The organism is Enterobacter sp. UCD-UG_FMILLET, assembly GCF_000762975.1.
Taxonomy (GTDB): domain Bacteria; phylum Pseudomonadota; class Gammaproteobacteria; order Enterobacterales; family Enterobacteriaceae; genus Enterobacter; species Enterobacter dykesii.
On sequence record NZ_JRJC01000011.1, the window covers coordinates 1 to 17,066 of the forward strand.

Consider the following 17,066-nt stretch of genomic DNA (forward strand, 5'->3'; position numbering starts at 1 on the left):
CCGTCACGGCGGTCCAGGCATTGATCTGCGGGTTAACGCGCGCAATTGCCTCCAGCGTCTGGCGGGCTATCTCCTGGGCACTCAGCTCGCCCGCGCCCAGCGCATGCTGGATCGCGCTGATACTCATCTCGTGTAGCCTCATGCTTTGTACACTCCTGCGATCTCCAGACGGTCGTCGAGCGGCAGCTCCATCAGAGGGGCGGCCATGCTTGCAATGCGGCTGAACTGCACCTGTAGCTCGGCGCGGCGGGCATCGTCCAGCGTCACGTCGAGCACGGACTCCATTTGCGCCAGATACGCCTGCCAGTCGGGTTGTTGTGTCGTCATTGTTTTCTCCTCAGAATCCGGCGGCCGCGCCGTTGCTGCGCGGGTCAAATGCCCCTTCGAACAGCCCGTTGGGGTGGCGGACAATCGCGCCCGCGTGGCCCATCGCTTCGCTGAAGTCAGGGAAGATTTCCACCTCGTGTCCGAGCGCCTGAAGCCGTGAGACCGTCTCAGCGGTAAAGCGTCCTTCCAGCTTTAACGTGTCCGAGGTTTGTCCCCAGGTGCGCCCCAGCAGCCAGCGCGGGCGGGTGATGCTCTCCTGCAGGGGGACGCCNGCCGCGCCGTTGCTGCGCGGGTCAAATGCCCCTTCGAACAGCCCGTTGGGGTGGCGGACAATCGCGCCCGCGTGGCCCATCGCTTCGCTGAAGTCAGGGAAGATTTCCACCTCGTGTCCGAGCGCCTGAAGCCGTGAGACCGTCTCAGCGGTAAAGCGTCCTTCCAGCTTTAACGTGTCCGAGGTTTGTCCCCAGGTGCGCCCCAGCAGCCAGCGCGGGCGGGTGATGCTCTCCTGCAGGGGGACGCCCTGGACAACGTAGCGGGTAAAGAGCGCGGCCTGGGTTTGCGGCTGTCCGTCGCCGCCCATCGATCCGTACACCATCACGCGACCGTCCTTCAGACGCGCCGCCGCCGGGTTCAGGGTGTGGAAAGGCTGTTTGCCCGGCGCGAGGGCCAGAAGATGGGTGGGATCGAGGCTGAAGGATGCGCCGCGGTTCTGCCAGACGATGCCGGTATCGGGCAGCACCACGCCGCTGCCGAACTCGTGATAGATACTCTGGATAAACGACACGGCAAGCCCGCTGCTGTCCATCACCCCCATCCACACCGTATCGCCGGGGCCTTTTCCGGTGCCCCACGGCGCGGCGCGGCCGTCGTCAACCCTGTCGGCAAGCGCCTGCAGGGCGGCGGGATCCAGCAGACCCTGAATATCGGTTTTCAGCTCGCGCGGGTCGGTGATGTGGGCATCGCGCAGGCCAAAGGCCAGCTTGGTGGCTTCAACGATGCGGTGAATGGTGTCGGCGTCGTCGGCCTCCGCCATATTCAGGCGGTCGGTGATGCCGAGTATCGCCAGCGAGACCAGCCCCTGCGTCGGCGGGGCGTGGTTAAAAATCTCCCCCTGCTGATGCTGCAGCCTCAGCGGCGCGGTGCGCCGGGCAGCGTGCGCGTTAAGATCGGCCAGCGTCACGGGCAGGCCCAGCGTCTCCATACCGTGCGCCAGCACGTCCGCCAGCGGGCCGCGGTAAAAGCTGTCCAGACCGTCTTCCACCAGGCGCGTCAACGTCGTGGCCATGGCGGGCTGGTAAAAACGGCTCCCGACCTGCGGCGGCTTACCGTCGACCAGCCAGGTTTCCGCGAAGCCGGGCACGTCCTTCAGCTCGTCGAATTTGCTGGCCGTAGCATTGGCCTGTGAGGCCGTGACCGGCGTGCCGTTTTGCGCATAGTCAATGGCGTCGGCCAGCAGGCGGGCCAGCGGCAGCGCCTTGCCGGTCAACTCGCGCGAGACCTTCAGCGCCTCGTCCCAGCCGCTCACCGTGCCGGCGACGGTCAGCGCCGCGCGGGGCCCGCGATGAGGGATATGCGCCAGACCGTCGTAGGCGGCGAGCGTCGCGCGCGATCCCGCCGCGCCGCTGGCATCAATGGCGACAGGTTCGCCTTCCGGCGGCACGATAAGCCAGAAGCCATCGCCGCCCAGCCCGTTCATGTGCGGATAAACCACGGCAATGGTGGCCGCGGCCGCGACCATCGCTTCTATCGCGCTGCCGCCTTCGCGCAGCACCGCCAGCGCGCTCTGGCTGGCAAGATGGTGGGGCGCAACGGCCATGCCGTGCGTGGAGACATTACTTTGCATGAAGAGTCCTCGTAACCCTGAAAGTCACAAGGTGCTGCAAAAGCTGTTCCAGTTCTGAAAGAAAAGTTTCAGTAAACTGGCACGTATAATGAATACCTAGAATAAAAGGTACAATGTGATGAAACAAAAGTTACAGAGGCGCTATGGAACAACTGGATGAACGTCTGAAAGCACAGTATCCGTCGCTGTCGCCGCAGGAGCAGCGGGTGGCGGACTTTATTTTCGATCATTTTGACGATCTCATTAGCTACAACAGCGCCGAGCTGGCGCAGCTGAGCGGAGTGTCGAAAGCCACGGTCAGCCGCCTGTTTAAGCGGCTGGGCTATGAGAAATATAAGGACATGCGCGACGAGCTGCGCACCCTGCGCCAGAGCGGGATGCCGCTCACCGATAACCGCGACGCGGTGCAGGGCAACACGCTGCTGGCGCGCCACTACAAGCAGGAGATGGCGAACCTGACCCAGTGGGTCAATGCCCTCGACGCGCAGCAATTTGCCGACGCCATGGCCTGCATGGTGAAGGCGCGGCGGATCGTGATTATCGGCATGCGTAACGCCTATCCGGCGGCGCTGCACCTGCGCCAGCAGCTGCTGCAGGCGCGCGGTCAGGTGCTGGTCCTGCCGCAGCCGGGGCAGAGCCTGAGCGAAGAGCTGGTGGATTTAACGCCGGACGATCTGGTGGTCATGATGGCCTTTCGCCGCCGTCCGCGCATCATCCGCCCGCTGATGGAGCAGCTTCAGAGCAGCGGTATTCCGGTACTGCTGATGTGCGAGCCGCAGGCGCACAGCCTGTTCCCGCTGGCAAGCTGGCAGCTCTGCGCCCCGCTGGACAGCGTCTCGGCCTATGACAGCTACTCCTCGGTCAACAGTCTGATCAACCTGCTGGCGAACGCTTTCCTGCATGAGATTCTCGATAAAGGCCGTCCGCGCATTCACGAGATTGCCTCCCTCTACCAGCAGCTGGACGAACTCGAACAACGATAATGGGGCATCAGGCTGGTGCTTTGCATTGAAATGGTGCATGTGGTGGGTCGGGAAAACGCTCTTTTTTTCGACCCGCCCCCGTTTTATCAGGCTTCACAAGAAAATCTCCCGCTTCGCCTTATCTGGCACATTAGTTGCAAAATCACATTCAAAGAATCTTTTGTTTCATGTTAACGTTACGGGGAAGCACCATGAAAAAATTGTTGATTGCACTGGCCGGGGCCGCATGTCTCTTCACACAGCTGCCGGCAAAGGCTGACCAGCTTCAGGATATCGAGAAGCGCGGCACCATTCGCATTGCCGTTCCGCAGGATTTCCCGCCGTTTGGCTCGGTGGGGACCGATCTGCAGCCGCAGGGCTATGACATCGACATGGCGCGCTATCTGGCCAAGCAGATGAAGCTCAAGCTGCAGCTGGTGCCGGTGACCAGCGCCAACCGCGTGCCGTACCTGCAAACCGATAAGGTGGATCTGGTCATTTCCAGCCTCGGTAAAAACCCGGAGCGCGAGAAGGTGATCGATTTTAGCCGCGCCTACGCGCCGTTCTTCCTCGGCGTGTTTGGCCCGAAAGGCGCTGAGCTGAAGGACGCCGCCGCGCTGAGCGGAAAAACCATCGGCGTGACGCGAGGGGCGGTGGAGGACATGGTGCTGACCAGCCTGGCGCCGAAAGACGCGGACGTGAAGCGCTACGAAGATAACAACACCACGCTCTCCGCCTATCTCTCCGGACAGGTGCAGTACGTGGCAACCGGCAACCTCGTGGTGGCGGCCATTTCGCGCCAGAACGCGGATAAAGCCCCGGTGCCGAGCTTTATGCTGAAAGATTCGCCGTGCTTTATTGGCCTGAAGAAAAACGAACCGGCCCTGAAGGCAAAAGTGGATGCGCTGATTGAGCAGGGCATCAAGGACGGCACGCTGAACGGCCTGTCTGAACAGTGGCTGAAGGCCCCGCTGCCGGCCAACCTTGGCGCCTGAGCCGATGACTGAGCAACTTGATTTCTCCGCGCTCTGGCCGTACTGGCCGGAGCTGCTGGCGGGGCTGTGGATCACCGTTCAGCTGACGGTGATGGCCACCGTCGGCGGGCTGGCGATAGGGATCTTCGGGGCGGCGATCCGCAGCGGACGCACCACCTGGTTCAGTCGGATCTGGGGCGGCTACGTGGAAATTATCCGCAACACGCCGTTTGTGGTGCAGCTGTTTTTCATCGTCTTCGGCCTGCCGAATCTTGGGCTGAAGATGACGGCGGGGGAAGCGGCGCTGCTGGCCATGGTGGTAAACCTGGGCGCATACAGCACCGAGATTATCCGCGCGGGCATTCAGGTCACGCCGAAAGGGCAGTGGGAGGCCGGACGCGTGCTGGGGCTGACCCGCCTGCAGACCTTTATCCGCGTGGTGCTGCCGCCCGCGCTGCAGCGCATTTACCCGGCGCTGGTGAGCCAGTGCATCATCGTGATGCTCGGTTCGTCGGTGGTGTCGCAGGTCTCCTATGAAGAGCTGACCTTCGCCGCCAACCTGATCCAGTCCAGAACGTTTTTGAGCTTTGAGGTGTATCTGGTGACAACCGGCATTTACTTAGCGCTGTCGATAACCCTGCGCCAGCTGATGATGGCGGCGGGACGCAAATGGCTGGGGGTGCAGGCATGATGACCACCTTTACCGACTGGGACATTATTCGCAACCTGCTGCTGGCCGGACGCTGGACGGTGCTGCTGTCGCTGGTGGCGTTTGTCGGCGGGGCGGTGGTGACGCTGCCGCTCCTGCTGCTGCGCCTGACGGGCGGGCGCACGGTGAAGCGCATCATCCGCGGCTACATTGAGCTGTTTCAGGGCACGCCGCTGCTGATGCAGCTGTTCCTCGCCTTTTTCGGCGTGGCGCTGTTCGGCATCGACGTTTCGCCGTGGACCGCCGCCTCGCTGGCCCTGACGTTTTACACCAGCGCGTTTCTGCTCGATATCTGGTTTGGCAGCATTCGCGCCCTGCCGAAAGGGCAGTGGGAAGCGTCGCGCTGTCTGGGGCTGACCTTCGGCCAGACCCTGTTTCGCGTTGTCGCCCCGCAGGCGCTGCGCATTGGCATTGCGCCGACGGTCGGCTTTGCCGTGCAGGTGATTAAAGGCACCGCGCTGGCGTCGATTATCGGCTTTATCGAGCTGACCAAGGCCGGGACCATGCTGACCAACGTGACGTATCAGCCGTTTAAGGTCTTTGCGCTGGTGGCGCTCGGCTACTTTATTCTGTGTTATCCGCTGTCGCGCTACAGCCGCTATCTGGAGACGAAATTCAATGCCTCTCATCACCATTAATCAGGTGCAGAAGTACTACGGCGATAACCACGTGCTCAAGGGCGTCGATCTGGATATCGACATGGGCCAGGTAATCTCCATTATCGGGCGCAGCGGATCGGGCAAAAGCACGCTGCTGCGCTGCATTAACGGCCTGGAAGGCTATCAGGACGGCAGCATCAAGCTGGGCGGCATGACCATTACCGACCGGGATTCCCAGGCGCGTGAAATCAGCCGCTCGGTGGGGATGGTGTTCCAGAGCTTCAACCTGTTCCCGCACATGACGGCGCTGGAGAACGTGATGCTCGCCCCGCGTCGGGTGCTGAAGAAAAGCGCCGCCGAATGCCGCGAGCTGGCGCAGCGTATGCTGGAGAAAGTGGGTCTCGGCGATCGTCTGGATTACTACCCGTCGAGCCTCTCCGGCGGCCAGCAGCAGCGCGTGGCGATCGCCCGCGCGCTGGCGATGTCGCCTAAGGTTTTACTCTGTGACGAGATCACTTCCGCGCTGGACCCGGAGCTGGTGGGCGAAGTGCTCAAGGTGCTGGAGCAACTGGCGGCCGAGGGGATGACCCTGATTCTCGTGACACATGAAATGAATTTTGCCCGCGAAGTGGGCGACCGCGTGGTGTTTATGCACCAGGGGAAAGTCTGGGAGCAGGGCGACAGCAAAACGCTGTTCGCCAACCCGCAGACCACGGAACTAAAGCAGTTCATCTCCTCCGTGCGCGGCCTCAACTGATAAGGACTTAACAATGGATATCGCACGCTTTCCGCAAATCAACCCGCCCCAGCGCCTGCTGATGGGGCCGGGCCCGATCAACGCCGACCCGCGCGTGCTGCGCGCCATGTCGAGCCAGCTGATCGGCCAGTACGATCCGGCCATGACCCACTACATGAACGAGGTGATGGCGCTCTATCGCGGGGTGTTCCGCACCGAAAACCGCTGGACGATGCTGGTGGACGGCACCTCCCGCGCGGGGATTGAAGCGATACTGGTCTCCGCCATCCGCCCGGGAGATAAGGTGCTGGTACCGGTGTTTGGCCGCTTTGGTCATCTGCTGTGCGAAATTGCCCGCCGCTGCCGCGCCGAGGTGCATACCATCGAGGTACCTTGGGGCGAGGTGTTTACCCCGGACCAGGTCGAGGATGCGATTAAACGTATTCGTCCGCGCCTGCTGCTGACCGTACAGGGCGACACCTCCACCACCATGCTGCAGCCGCTCGCGGAGCTGGGTGCTATCTGCCGTCGCTACGACGTGCTGTTTTACACCGACGCCACCGCGTCGCTCGGCGGCAACGCGCTGGAGACCGACGCCTGGGGGCTGGATGCCGTCTCGGCCGGGATGCAGAAGTGCCTCGGCGGCCCGTCGGGCACCTCGCCGATCACCCTGAGCGCGCGCATGGAGGAGGCGATCCGCCGCCGCAAGTGCGTGGAGGAGGGCATTCGCACCGACGCCCACCGCGACGGCGACGAGGAGATGATCTACTCCAACTACTTCGATCTCGGCATGGTGATGGACTACTGGGGGCCGGAACGCCTGAACCACCATACCGAAGCCACGACCGCGCTGTTTGGCGCCCGCGAGTGCGCGCGGCTGATCCTGCAGGAAGGGCTGGATAACGGCATCGCGCGTCATAAGCTGCACGGCGAGGCGCTGCTGAAGGGCATTCAGGCGATGGGGCTGGAGACCTTTGGCGACCTGAAGCACAAGATGAACAACGTGCTGGGCGTGGCGATCCCGCAGGGCGTCAACGGCGACCAGGTGCGTAAGCTGATGCTGGAGGATTTCGGGATTGAAATCGGCACGTCGTTTGGCCCGCTGCACGGCAAAGTGTGGCGTATCGGCACGATGGGCTACAACGCGCGCAAGGACTGCGTGATGACCACCCTGAGCGCGCTGGAGTCGGTGCTGAACTACCTCAAATTCACCACCACGCAGGGGGCCGCCATGCAGGCCGCGTGGGACCATTATCGCCGCGAGACGCCGCAATGAGCCCGGCGGCAGAACGGGTGATGGCCCGTGCCGACGCGCTGGCCACCATCAGCGAAACCCCGGATGCGCTGACGAGGGTTTATCTTTCCACCCAGCATCTGCAGGCCAACCAGCTGGTGGGGCAGTGGATGAGCCAGGCGGGAATGACCGTCTGGCAGGACAGCGTGGGCAACATCTGTGGACGCTATGAGGGCGCGCAGGAAGGGGCGCAGGCGGTGCTGCTCGGCTCGCATCTCGATACCGTGCGCAATGCCGGGCGCTACGACGGCATGCTTGGGGTGCTCACCGCCATTGAGGTGGTGGACAGCCTGCACCAGCAGGGTGTGCATCTGGCGCAGGCCATCGAGATTGTCGGCTTTTGTGACGAAGAGGGGACCCGCTTCGGCATTACGCTGTTAGGCAGCCGGGGTATCACCGGCACCTGGCCGCAGGGCTGGCTGGAGAAAGCCGACGCCAGCGGAACCAGCGTGGCGCAGGCGATGACCCTGGTGGGGCTCGATCCTGCCCGCGTGCTCCATGCCGCGCGCCGTCAGGAGGATTTCAGCGCCTATCTGGAACTGCATATTGAGCAGGGGCCATGCCTTGAGCAGGAGGCGCTCGCCCTTGGCGTGGTGGAAGCCATTAACGGCGCGCGCCGCCTGAACTGCCGCTTTACCGGCGAGGCCGGGCACGCGGGAACCGTGCCGATGCACCACCGCAGGGACGCGCTGGCCGCCGCCGCCGAGTGGATGGTCATCGTTGAAAACGCGACCCGACAGCAGGGCGGTAACCTGGTGGCGACGGTTGGCGAGCTGCGCTGCCTACCGGGGGCGGTGAACGTGATCCCCGGCGAGGTTCAGCTCTCGCTGGATATTCGCGGGCCGCAGGATGCGCCGCTGGATCGGTTGCTTAACGACCTGCTGGAACATGCGCAGGCGATCGCCTCGCGCCGCGCTCTGGACTTCAGCGCCGAGGAGTTTTACCGCATTGCCGCCACGCCGTGCGATTTCCACCTGCAAAACGTGCTGGGGGAGGCGGTCACATCGGTACAGGGGCGTTCGCTTTCGCTGCCCAGCGGTGCGGGCCACGACGCGATTGCGATCGCGGAACGCTGGCCGGTCGGCATGCTGTTTGTGCGCTGCAAAGGAGGCGTCAGCCACCATCCGGCGGAATCGGTGATGGCTGAGGATGTCGCCCTGGCGATTGAGGCGTTTTCGCGTGCGGTGATTCAGCTGGCGGAGAGCGTTACTCCAGCCCCAGCGTATATTGCGCGATCTTGAAGTAGATAATCAGCCCGGTGCCGTCGATAAGCGTCGCGATAAACGGCGCGGAGACGACCGCCGGGTCAATGCCGCAGCGCTTGAGCACCATCGGAATGACGGACGACACGATCGCACTCCAGAGCGTAATGCACACCAGCGTCAGGCTGACGATAAGCGTGATTTCCAGCCCAATCCCCATCATCCAGGCGCGAATGCACCCAGCAAGACCCAGCGTGGCGGCAATCATCAGCGAGGTGGTCATCTCTTTGCGCAGCACGCGGCCAACGTCGCGCAGACGGACTTCCCCCAGCGCCATGGCGCGCACCAGCGTGGAGGTGATCTGCGTCCCGCTGTTGCCGCCCGTGCCGATCAGCAGCGGAATAAAGAACGCCAGCGCGATGGCGGACTCCAGCGCCTCTTCGAAATGCTGGATCACCGAGCTGGTGTAGGCCTCCGCAACAAACAGCAGCAGCAGCCAGACGGAGCGTTTCTTCCACAGGCTATACGGGCTGGTGTCCAGATAGGGCTTCTCCAGCGGCAGCGTCGCCCCCTGAAGCTGGGCGTCTTCGGTGACGTCATCTTCCAGCAGATGGGCGATTTCGCGCTCGGTCAGGCAGCCGACGAGCTTGCCGTGGGTGACCACGGGCACCACATCCGCGCCGCCGTGCGCCAGCAGTCCGGCAACGTCGGCACGTTCATCCTCCGGTTTGACCTGCAAAAACTGCGAAATCATCAGCGATTTCACCGGCTGGACCGTGTCGGCGGTCTGCAGCAATTTGCGCACGGCAATCATGCCCGCCAGGCGGCCATTGTCTTCAATAAAAATATGCGACGGAATATCGTCGTCTTTTAATTTTTCGAAGAACTGCTCGCGCGCCAGCGCCACGCATAATGCAATATCGAGGACAATAAAGTCGGTATTCATATATTGCGCGATGGCGCTGTCATTGAATGCCGGGTTTTGGTTGTGAATAGCGTAAGACATAGTGAATTCCCTTTGAATAATAACATCTCTCAGGGGCGAGCAAGACAGGGCATGTCGAAGAGGAGATCCCCACGTCCTGGGTTCAGCACTGTACACCGTATCCCGCGAGGGAAGTTATACTGACAAAGCCTTGATTCGACAGTGCCTGTTTTACCCTGTGTCGGTTCTCTCGAACCCACCAGAGCGATAACGTGTATTTGTACAGGAGCCTCGCCATAACGAGATCGTTGTAAAATCAGAGGAATAATACGCTTATTTAAATTTACCGCGCAGGAAATTAAATAATGTTTAAGAACGGTTTAGAAGATTTTTATTAATAAAATGTTGAGGGTTTATTTAAGTTAATTCATTTCTAATGGAGGATTAAATAATTAACGGAGGAGAGGATAATGGCGTGGTTTGATAATCTGCTGAATCATTTTGCGCTGTATCCGGCACATCTTTTCGCGCTGTTATTTGTGATGGCGCTGAGTAAATCGACGGTGCTTATCTCCTCCGTGCTGCCGCCCGCCTCGGTGATGCTGCTGGCGGGCATTACCGTCAGCCAGACGAGCATGCATCCTGCGCTGGCCTGGCTGGCCGTGGTGTTGGGCGCTGCTGCGGGTTCGGTGCTGAACTACCATATCGGCCAGCTGATGGGGCACGCGCGATGGATGACCCGCTTCACGGCTAAACACGCCGGTAAAATGTTGCGGGTGCAGCATCAGCTCCAGAAAAACGGGGTGCTGGTGCTGTTTACCGCGCGTTTCCTGGCGGTGCTACGCTACATCGTGCCGCTGGCGGCGGGGATGCTCAGGCTGAATGCAGTCAAGGTCTACGCCGTCAGCCTGCTTTCCGCCTGCGTCTGGGCGGCGCTGTATGTCGGTGTAGTCACCGGCATCAGCGCATTTAATCTTATCATTTAGCGTAGCGCGGTGCCGGTATGCCGGTGCGCGCGCTGTTGAACAGCTCAAGACGCGCCGCTTCGTAGCGATCCCACAGGCCGATGTCATGCATCGGCGGGATGGTGATCGGTTCACCCTGATCCAGACCCGCCAGCGATGCATCCACCATATCGTCGGTGGTCATCACCGATCCTTCCGGCAGATCGTTCACCGTGACGCCCGAATGGCTCCAGATTTCTGTCGCCGTGGCGGCGGGCAGCACGGCCTGAATGCGCACGTTGCTGTCGGCAAATTCTTCCTGTAACCCACGGGTAAAGCTCAACACCCACGCCTTGGTGGCGCTGTAGAGCGCGCTGCCCGCCCGGACGTGCAGGGCCAGCACGGACGCGATATTGATCAGCGTGCCGCGATTGTTCTGCGCCAGGCGCGGCAGGATGGCGTAGGTCAGACGCATCAGCGCCGTGGTGTTCAGGGTGTTAATGGCCTGATGCTGCGCCACATCGCCCGCGAGGAACGGCGCCATCTGCGCGGTGCCCGCGTTGTTAACGAGCGTATCAATGGCGGTATTGCTGCGCAGCTCCTCTTCCACGGCGCGGATCCCGGCTTCATCGGTAAGATCGGCCACCAGAATATCGACGGCCACGCCGTAGCGCGCGCGAAGGTCGGCGGCAAGGGTTTTCAGGCGATCCTCGCGACGGGCGACCAGCACCAGGTTAGCGCCGCGCGCGGCAAGACGGTCGGCATAAACGGCACCAATCCCCGAAGAGGCACCCGTAATCAGGGCGGTGGTAATTTGCGTAGTCATCGTGTGTTACCTCAAGGCAAAGTGGGTTATTTGGTTTCAAGATGAAACTGAATTAACTCTCTGCTATTTGGTTTTATAATGCAACCATATTTGCGAGCATTTTGTGCTTTTGCCGCCGGGAACTATCAGGAGGGGAGTTTAGCCACGATCTCTTCAGGCGTCAGTTCGCGCCCATCGTCGGCGATAAGCGCCAGTTTGCGCAGGGGTTTGCGCTGTTCGGCATCGACCAGCACGGTGCCGCATTCGTTTTCAGCAAACAAAAATTCATTGCCCCACTGGGAGAGGGCAACCAGCACGGTTTGCAGGGCGCGCCCTTTCTCGGTCAGGACATACTCCTGCCAGGCGCTGCCGTCGGACGCGGGCTGAAGCCGGAGGATGCCTTCGTCGACCAGCAGTTTCAGCCGCGTGGTCAGCATGTTTTTCGCGATGCCGAGGCTTTTCTGGAACTCGCCGAAGCGTTTAATCCCGCGCAGCGCGTCGCGCACGATCAGCAGCGACCACCAGTCGCCGATGATATCCAGCGAACGGGCGACGGGGCAGGTGCTTTCTTCGAGGCGGGTACGTTTCACGGTCAATTCTCCGGTGGGGTGTGGTTTTATTATAAAACTTATTGGTGCATACAGTAAGCACGTTAATCATCAGTTTGAGAAATGCTTCCCGGAAAATTGTCACCAATCTGTCACACTGAAGGCGACATTTTAAAACGATTGAGGAATTAGGGATGAGAAAAGCACTACTCGCGCTGGCAGTCGCCGGTTCCATTTCAGCAACGTTTGGCGTGCAGGCGCAAGAGACGCCGGAAGGGTATCAGCTGGAGCAAGTTTTAATCATGAGTCGTCACAACCTGCGCGCGCCGCTCGCCAATAACGGCAGCGTGCTGGAGCAGTCCACGCCGAAGCAGTGGCCGGAGTGGGAGGTGCCGGGCGGTCAGCTCACCACCAAGGGCGGCGTGCTGGAAGTCTATATGGGCCATTACATGCGCGAGTGGCTGGCGCAGCAGGGGATGGTGAAGACGGGAGAATGCCCGGCGGCGGATAGCGTTTATGCTTACGCCAACAGCCTGCAGCGTACCGTCGCCACCGCGCAGTTCTTCATCACCGGCGCGTTCCCGGGCTGCGACGTTCCCGTGCATCATCAGGAAAAAATGGGCACCATGGATCCCACCTTTAATCCGGTGATTACCGATAACTCGCCGGAATTCCGTGAAAAAGCGCTCAAGGCGATGGAGACCGAGCGGCAGAAAATGCAGCTTACCGAAAGCTATAAGCTGCTGGAGCAGATGACGAACTACGCCGATTCTCCGTCCTGCAAAGAGAAAAAGGTCTGCTCGCTGGCGGACGCGAAAGATACCTTCAGCGCCGACTATGAAAAAGAGCCTGGCGTATCCGGGCCGCTGAAGGTGGGCAACTCGCTGGTGGATGCGTTCACGCTGCAGTATTACGAAGGCTTCCCGGCCGACCAGGTGGCCTGGGGCGAAATCAAAACCGACCAGCAGTGGCGCGTGCTGTCTAAGCTGAAGAACGGCTATCAGGATTCGCTGTTTACCTCCACCGAAGTGGCGCAAAACGTGGCGAAACCTCTGGTGAAGTACATTGATAAAACCCTGGTCACCGAGCAGGCGAAAGCGCCTAAGATCACCCTGCTGGTGGGGCATGACTCGAACATTGCTTCCCTGCTGACGGCCCTGGATTTCAAACCCTATCAGCTGCACGACCAGCAGGAGCGCACCCCGATTGGCGGCAAGATTGTCTTCCAGCGCTGGCATGACAAAAACGCCAATCAGGAGCTGATGAAAATTGAGTATGTCTACCAGAGTTCAGAGCAGCTGCGTAACGCCAGCGTGCTGTCGCTGCAGTCGCCCGCACAGCGCGTGACGCTGGAGCTGAAAGGCTGCCCGGTGGATGCAAACGGCTTCTGTCCTGTCGATAAATTCAATGCGGTGATGAATAACGCGGCGAAGTAAAGAAGAACCCCCCGCTGCGGCGGGGGGAAAACGCTTAGACGTTTTTACGTTCGATGGTTTGCTCGCCCCAGAAGAGCGAGTCTTTATCCGTTTTTTCGAAGGCGCGCACCAGCACCTCATCGTTACCTTCCTCCCAAATCTGCTCGGCCAGCTTTTCATCGTACTTCGCGACTTCAAAGATAGCTTCGGCAATCTCCGGAGAGGTGTTGCGTAAACTTGCCCATTCGCCCACGTGGTGAGCTTTGGATTCTTGAGTTGGCATGCTTGTCCTCCTGTTGGGTGTTAGCCGTTCAGTTTTTTGGCCAGACCCGCGACGTATTCACCCTGATAGCGGGCGATAGACAGTTCTTCATTGCTTGGCTGGCGTGAGCCATCCCCACCGGCAATGGTGGTTGCGCCGTACGGCGTACCGCCGCGCACCTGGGAAATGTCAAACAGCTCCTGGGCGCCGTAGGTAGTCCAGGTTGAGGTAATCGTCTGCTCCTGACCGCCGCCGGTGCCGGTAGAGCTGAATACGCTGGCGAGTTTGCCGTAGAGCGCCCCGGATGCCCAAAGTCCGCCGGTTTGATCGAGGAAGGTGCGCATCTGGCCTGACATATTGCCGAAGCGGGTCGGGGTGCCGAAGATAATGGCGTCATAATCCGCCAGCTCCTGCGGGGTGGCGACCGGGGCGTTTTGCGTTTTCCCCCCGGCTTTCAGGAAGGCTTCCGCCTGCATGGTTTCCGGTACGCGTTTCACCACAACCTCAACGCCATCAACTCTGTTCGCACCTTCTGCGACCGCGTGAGCCATGGTTTCAATGTGTCCATACATGGAATAATAGAGCACCAGAACTTTTGCCATTTTGCATCACTCCTCGTTTGTATTATCTGACAGCGGATCGCTGCGCTCATTTAAAGATATGCCATCACGGCCAGACTGCAAAAATGAACGGCATTTCTTTGATTTATAACAATATGGTTACAAAAAGGCTTTGTAGCAAAATGAAACAACTTTTTGGCAGCAGTTTTTTGAAATGATAAGAAAGGGCTTATGAATCGCCGTCGCGTCATCTCACCCGAAAGGCTGAGTTCATGTTGCAGAATATTACCTGCGGCTTGCCGGATAGCGGCATTCCACTAAGCTTAGTTTCACGCGGCACAGATAAAGGCACTGTCCTTGTGTTGCGAGGTGAAAGATTCCTCTTTTACTGAATGCAATATGATGTCTAATGTTTCACATTCTGGAGGTTAGAGATGGCAAACCATCGTGGTGGTTCAGGTAATTTCGCAGAAGACCGTGAAAGAGCATCAGAAGCAGGCCGTAAAGGTGGCCAGCATAGCGGGGGCAACTTCAAGAATGACCCGCAACGCGCATCTGAAGCTGGCAAGAAAGGGGGTAAAAACAGCCACGGCAGCAGTAAGTAACACGCCGGGTTGAACCCCTGCCGCCGGGATCTCCCGGCGGTTTTTTTTATTTCTGCAACATTGAACTGTAACCAAAGGCAACGCACACTACAGAATTGTTTTCTCTTTCTGGTGCCGCATGTCTGTCTCACGCTTCAAATTTTCCGTTAAACCGCAGGAAGCCATCCTCATTCTCATCACCATGTTCTGGGGTGGGACGTTTCTGGCCGTTCAGTACGCGGTGACCCTCAGCGATCCGTTCTTTTTTGTTGGCCTGCGCTTTGCGACGGCGGCGCTTGCCGTGGGGCTGATTTCGCTTAAAACGCTGAGGGGGCTGACGCTGAAAGAGCTTAAGGCCGGCGTGGCGATTGGGGTGGCGATAGCGATGGGCTACAGGCCTGCAGACGTGGGGATTGCAGACCATCTCCAGCAGCAAATCCGCGTTTATCACCGCCATGTATGTGCCCCTGGTGCCGCTACTGCAGTGGTTGTGCCTGGGGCGGCTGCCGGGGCTGATGTCCTGTATTGGCATCGTGCTGGCGTTTATCGGCCTGATATTACTGGCCGGGCCGGAAAACAACCTGCTGGCGCTGGGGCAGGGCGAAATCATCACCCTGATTGGGGCGATTGCCATTGCGGCGGAAATTATTCTGATTAGCGCCTGGGCAGGCAAGGTCGACGTCAAACGGGTGACGGTGGTGCAGCTTGCCACGGCGTCGCTGGTGGCGTTTGCGACTATGGTGCCGGCAGGGGAATCCGTACCGCCGATGTCCACCGGCCTGGTGGTGGTCGCACTGGGGCTGGGGATTTTCAGCGCCATTATTCAGGTCACCATGAACTGGGCGCAGCGCAGCGTATCGCCAACCCGCGCGACGGTGATTTATACCGGCGAACCGGTCTGGGCGGGAATTTTCGGACGCATTGCAGGTGAGCGTTTGCCGCTTCTGGCGCTGGTGGGCGCGGCATTTATTGTCGCCGGGGTGCTGGTGAGCGAGTTAAAGCTCAAACGGAAGAAAAACGCGCTGCCAGAAAATGACAGCGCGACGTTAAATCACGAATCCTGATGCACTACGGCGCCCTGCGGCGCGGCGGCCATCCGGCGGCTCAGCAGGGCGTTAAGCAGGATCGCGCCGAAGGTCGCCGTGCCAATCCCGCCAATCGTAAACCCGCCCAGCGTCAGGGCAAAATCGCCTGCGCCCAGCACCAGCGTAACGGCAACCATAATCAGGTTGCCATTCTGGCTGAGATCGACCCGATGCTGCACCCAGATGCGCGCGCCGGCTACGGCGATCAGCCCAAACACCACAATCGATGCCCCGCCGATGACCGGGGACGGAATGGTGTGGATCAGCGCGCCGAACTTCGGCGAAAAGCCGAGCAGCATCGCCATCACCGCCGCCGCAACAAAGACCAGCGTTGAGTAGACTTTGGTCACCGCCATTACGCCGATGTTCTCAGCATAGGTGGTGACGCCGCTGCCGCCCACGGAACCGGAGAGCATGGTCGCCAGACCGTCGCCGACGAACGCCCGGCCCATGTACGGGTCCATACTGCGCCCGGTCATTCCCGCCACGGCCTTCAGGTGGCCCAGGTTCTCTGCCACCAGAATCACCGCCACCGGTGCGATAAGCATCATCGCCTGGGTGTTAAAGGTGGGCGAGGTCACCTTCGGCAGGCCGAACCAGGCGGCCTGATGGAGCAGCGTAAAGTCAACCGGCTTGCCCAGACCGAAAACGTTGGCCAGCAGGGCGTAGACCAGACAGGCGACAATCAGCCCAACCAGGATCAGCAGACGCTGGATCATGCCGCGCGTGAACACCGCCACCAGGCCGATGCACAGCACCGTGATCACCGCCATCCAGCTTTCAAACGGCGAGGCGGAGACGCTCCTGACCGCAATTGGCGCGAGGTTGAGGCCAATCGCCATCACCACGGCGCCCGTCACGACGGGAGGCATCATTCGCTCGATCCAGCGCGTGCCGATTTTCATCACCACCAGACCAATCAGGGTGTACACCAGACCGCAGGCGATGATGCCGCCAAGGGCCACGCTCAGGTTGGGGTTGATCCCCTGGCCGTTAAACCCGGTGGTAGCGATGACCACCCCGACAAAGGCGGCGCTGGAGCCGAGATAGCTGGGCACGCGCCCGCCGGTGACGAAAAAGAACAGCAGCGTGCCGATTCCCGACATCAGAATAGACAGGTTGGGATCGAGTCCCATCAGCATCGGCATCAGCACCGTGGCGCCAAACATCGCGACCGCGTGCTGGACGCCCATCACCATCGTCTGCCCGAGCGGGAGACGTTCATCCGGCGCGACCACGCCTGTTTCTGTGGAGGTCGATTTCAACTGCCAGTGGGGAAATCCGAACATGGT

18 protein-coding genes, 2 pseudogenes and 1 riboswitch are annotated in these 17,066 nt (G+C 60.4%); of the genes and pseudogenes, 11 read left to right on the forward strand and 9 right to left on the reverse strand.

Annotated features, from left to right (window positions below; translation table 11 throughout):
* The 3 genes and pseudogenes from LA04_RS24325 to LA04_RS05690 form a co-directional block, all read right to left on the reverse strand.
* A pseudogene (locus tag LA04_RS24325) lies at positions 1 to 142 on the reverse strand (AtzE family amidohydrolase); the annotation flags it as partial.
* Positions 139 to 327: an oxalurate catabolism protein HpxX gene (hpxX, locus tag LA04_RS05685; protein WP_047650813.1), complete on the reverse strand. Its 189-nt coding sequence runs from the start codon at positions 325 to 327 to the stop codon at positions 139 to 141. The pseudogene LA04_RS24325 and the gene hpxX, both read right to left, overlap by 4 nt.
* A gap of 10 nt (positions 328 to 337) precedes the next feature.
* Positions 338 to 2,170 carry a gamma-glutamyltransferase family protein gene (locus tag LA04_RS05690; protein WP_072015508.1) on the reverse strand — a complete coding sequence of 611 codons (1,833 nt, stop codon included), beginning with the start codon at positions 2,168 to 2,170 and terminating at the stop codon, positions 338 to 340.
* A gap of 143 nt (positions 2,171 to 2,313) precedes the next feature.
* On the opposite strand from LA04_RS05690, the gene hpxU reads away from it, so the two are divergent.
* The 7 genes from hpxU to hpxK all read left to right on the forward strand — a co-directional run bounded on the left by hpxU (position 2,314) and on the right by hpxK (position 8,685).
* Positions 2,314 to 3,153, forward strand: coding sequence for a MurR/RpiR family transcriptional regulator HpxU (gene hpxU, locus LA04_RS05695; protein WP_047650814.1), 840 nt, complete (start codon positions 2,314 to 2,316; stop codon positions 3,151 to 3,153).
* Between the two features lie 191 nt (positions 3,154 to 3,344).
* Positions 3,345 to 4,127: a transporter substrate-binding domain-containing protein gene (locus tag LA04_RS05700; protein ID WP_047650815.1), complete on the forward strand. Its 783-nt coding sequence runs from the start codon at positions 3,345 to 3,347 to the stop codon at positions 4,125 to 4,127.
* Positions 4,128 to 4,131: 4 nt separating this feature from the next.
* On the forward strand, positions 4,132 to 4,797 hold the full coding sequence (locus LA04_RS05705; RefSeq protein ID WP_047650816.1) for an amino acid ABC transporter permease: 666 nt from the start codon (positions 4,132 to 4,134) through the stop codon (positions 4,795 to 4,797).
* Entirely contained in the window at positions 4,797 to 5,453 is a 657-nt protein-coding gene (locus LA04_RS05710) for an amino acid ABC transporter permease (RefSeq protein WP_049008460.1), read from the forward strand. Before LA04_RS05705 ends, LA04_RS05710 begins: the two co-directional genes overlap by 1 nt.
* Positions 5,434 to 6,171, forward strand: a complete 738-nt coding sequence (locus tag LA04_RS05715; protein WP_008499843.1) for an amino acid ABC transporter ATP-binding protein — start codon at positions 5,434 to 5,436, stop codon at positions 6,169 to 6,171. Before LA04_RS05710 ends, LA04_RS05715 begins: the two co-directional genes overlap by 20 nt.
* A gap of 13 nt (positions 6,172 to 6,184) precedes the next feature.
* Complete coding sequence (locus tag LA04_RS05720; RefSeq protein WP_047650817.1) at positions 6,185 to 7,426, forward strand: pyridoxal-phosphate-dependent aminotransferase family protein; 1,242 nt, start codon at positions 6,185 to 6,187, stop codon at positions 7,424 to 7,426.
* Complete coding sequence (hpxK, locus tag LA04_RS05725; protein WP_052119530.1) at positions 7,423 to 8,685, forward strand: allantoate amidohydrolase; 1,263 nt, start codon at positions 7,423 to 7,425, stop codon at positions 8,683 to 8,685. Before LA04_RS05720 ends, hpxK begins: the two co-directional genes overlap by 4 nt.
* On the opposite strand, the gene LA04_RS05730 is transcribed toward hpxK, so the two are convergent.
* On the reverse strand, positions 8,651 to 9,652 hold the full coding sequence (locus LA04_RS05730) for a magnesium transporter (RefSeq protein WP_047650818.1): 1,002 nt from the start codon (positions 9,650 to 9,652) through the stop codon (positions 8,651 to 8,653). The genes hpxK and LA04_RS05730 overlap by 35 nt on opposite strands.
* 60 nt (positions 9,653 to 9,712) lie before the next feature.
* A riboswitch (M-box (ykoK) riboswitch) is annotated at positions 9,713 to 9,882 on the reverse strand.
* A gap of 159 nt (positions 9,883 to 10,041) precedes the next feature.
* On the opposite strand from LA04_RS05730, the gene LA04_RS05735 reads away from it, so the two are divergent.
* Complete coding sequence (locus LA04_RS05735; RefSeq protein WP_047650819.1) at positions 10,042 to 10,557, forward strand: DedA family protein; 516 nt, start codon at positions 10,042 to 10,044, stop codon at positions 10,555 to 10,557.
* Here LA04_RS05735 and LA04_RS05740 read toward each other — a convergent pair.
* Positions 10,550 to 11,341, reverse strand: coding sequence for an SDR family NAD(P)-dependent oxidoreductase (locus tag LA04_RS05740; RefSeq protein ID WP_047650820.1), 792 nt, complete (start codon positions 11,339 to 11,341; stop codon positions 10,550 to 10,552). The two genes, LA04_RS05735 and LA04_RS05740, sit on opposite strands and share 8 nt — an antisense overlap.
* A 125-nt stretch (positions 11,342 to 11,466) precedes the next feature.
* Positions 11,467 to 11,910 (reverse strand): winged helix-turn-helix transcriptional regulator, encoded by a 444-nt coding sequence (locus LA04_RS05745; RefSeq protein ID WP_047650821.1) that lies wholly within the window; start codon positions 11,908 to 11,910, stop codon positions 11,467 to 11,469.
* 152 nt (positions 11,911 to 12,062) lie between these two features.
* Between LA04_RS05745 and agp the strand changes: the two genes are divergently transcribed.
* Positions 12,063 to 13,304, forward strand: coding sequence for a bifunctional glucose-1-phosphatase/inositol phosphatase (gene agp / locus LA04_RS05750; protein ID WP_039261681.1), 1,242 nt, complete (start codon positions 12,063 to 12,065; stop codon positions 13,302 to 13,304).
* Positions 13,305 to 13,338: 34 nt separating this feature from the next.
* On the opposite strand, the gene LA04_RS05755 is transcribed toward agp, so the two are convergent.
* Both LA04_RS05755 and wrbA read right to left on the reverse strand, forming a co-directional pair.
* Positions 13,339 to 13,566: a YccJ family protein gene (locus LA04_RS05755; protein ID WP_008499832.1), complete on the reverse strand. Its 228-nt coding sequence runs from the start codon at positions 13,564 to 13,566 to the stop codon at positions 13,339 to 13,341.
* A gap of 20 nt (positions 13,567 to 13,586) precedes the next feature.
* The gene (gene wrbA, locus LA04_RS05760; protein ID WP_047650822.1) at positions 13,587 to 14,147 is read right to left on the reverse strand and encodes an NAD(P)H:quinone oxidoreductase; all 561 of its coding nucleotides are present in this window, start codon (positions 14,145 to 14,147) and stop codon (positions 13,587 to 13,589) included.
* Between the two features lie 392 nt (positions 14,148 to 14,539).
* On the opposite strand from wrbA, the gene LA04_RS05765 reads away from it, so the two are divergent.
* Both LA04_RS05765 and LA04_RS05770 read left to right on the forward strand, forming a co-directional pair.
* Positions 14,540 to 14,710 carry a general stress protein gene (locus LA04_RS05765; RefSeq protein ID WP_023311077.1) on the forward strand — a complete coding sequence of 57 codons (171 nt, stop codon included), beginning with the start codon at positions 14,540 to 14,542 and terminating at the stop codon, positions 14,708 to 14,710.
* A gap of 118 nt (positions 14,711 to 14,828) precedes the next feature.
* Positions 14,829 to 15,753 (forward strand): annotated as a pseudogene (locus tag LA04_RS05770) (DMT family transporter).
* Here the strand turns inward: LA04_RS05770 and rutG are convergent.
* Positions 15,741 to 17,063: a pyrimidine utilization transport protein G gene (rutG, locus tag LA04_RS05775; protein WP_047061541.1), complete on the reverse strand. Its 1,323-nt coding sequence runs from the start codon at positions 17,061 to 17,063 to the stop codon at positions 15,741 to 15,743. The pseudogene LA04_RS05770 and the gene rutG sit on opposite strands and share 13 nt — an antisense overlap.
* Positions 17,064 to 17,066: the final 3 nt, after the last annotated feature.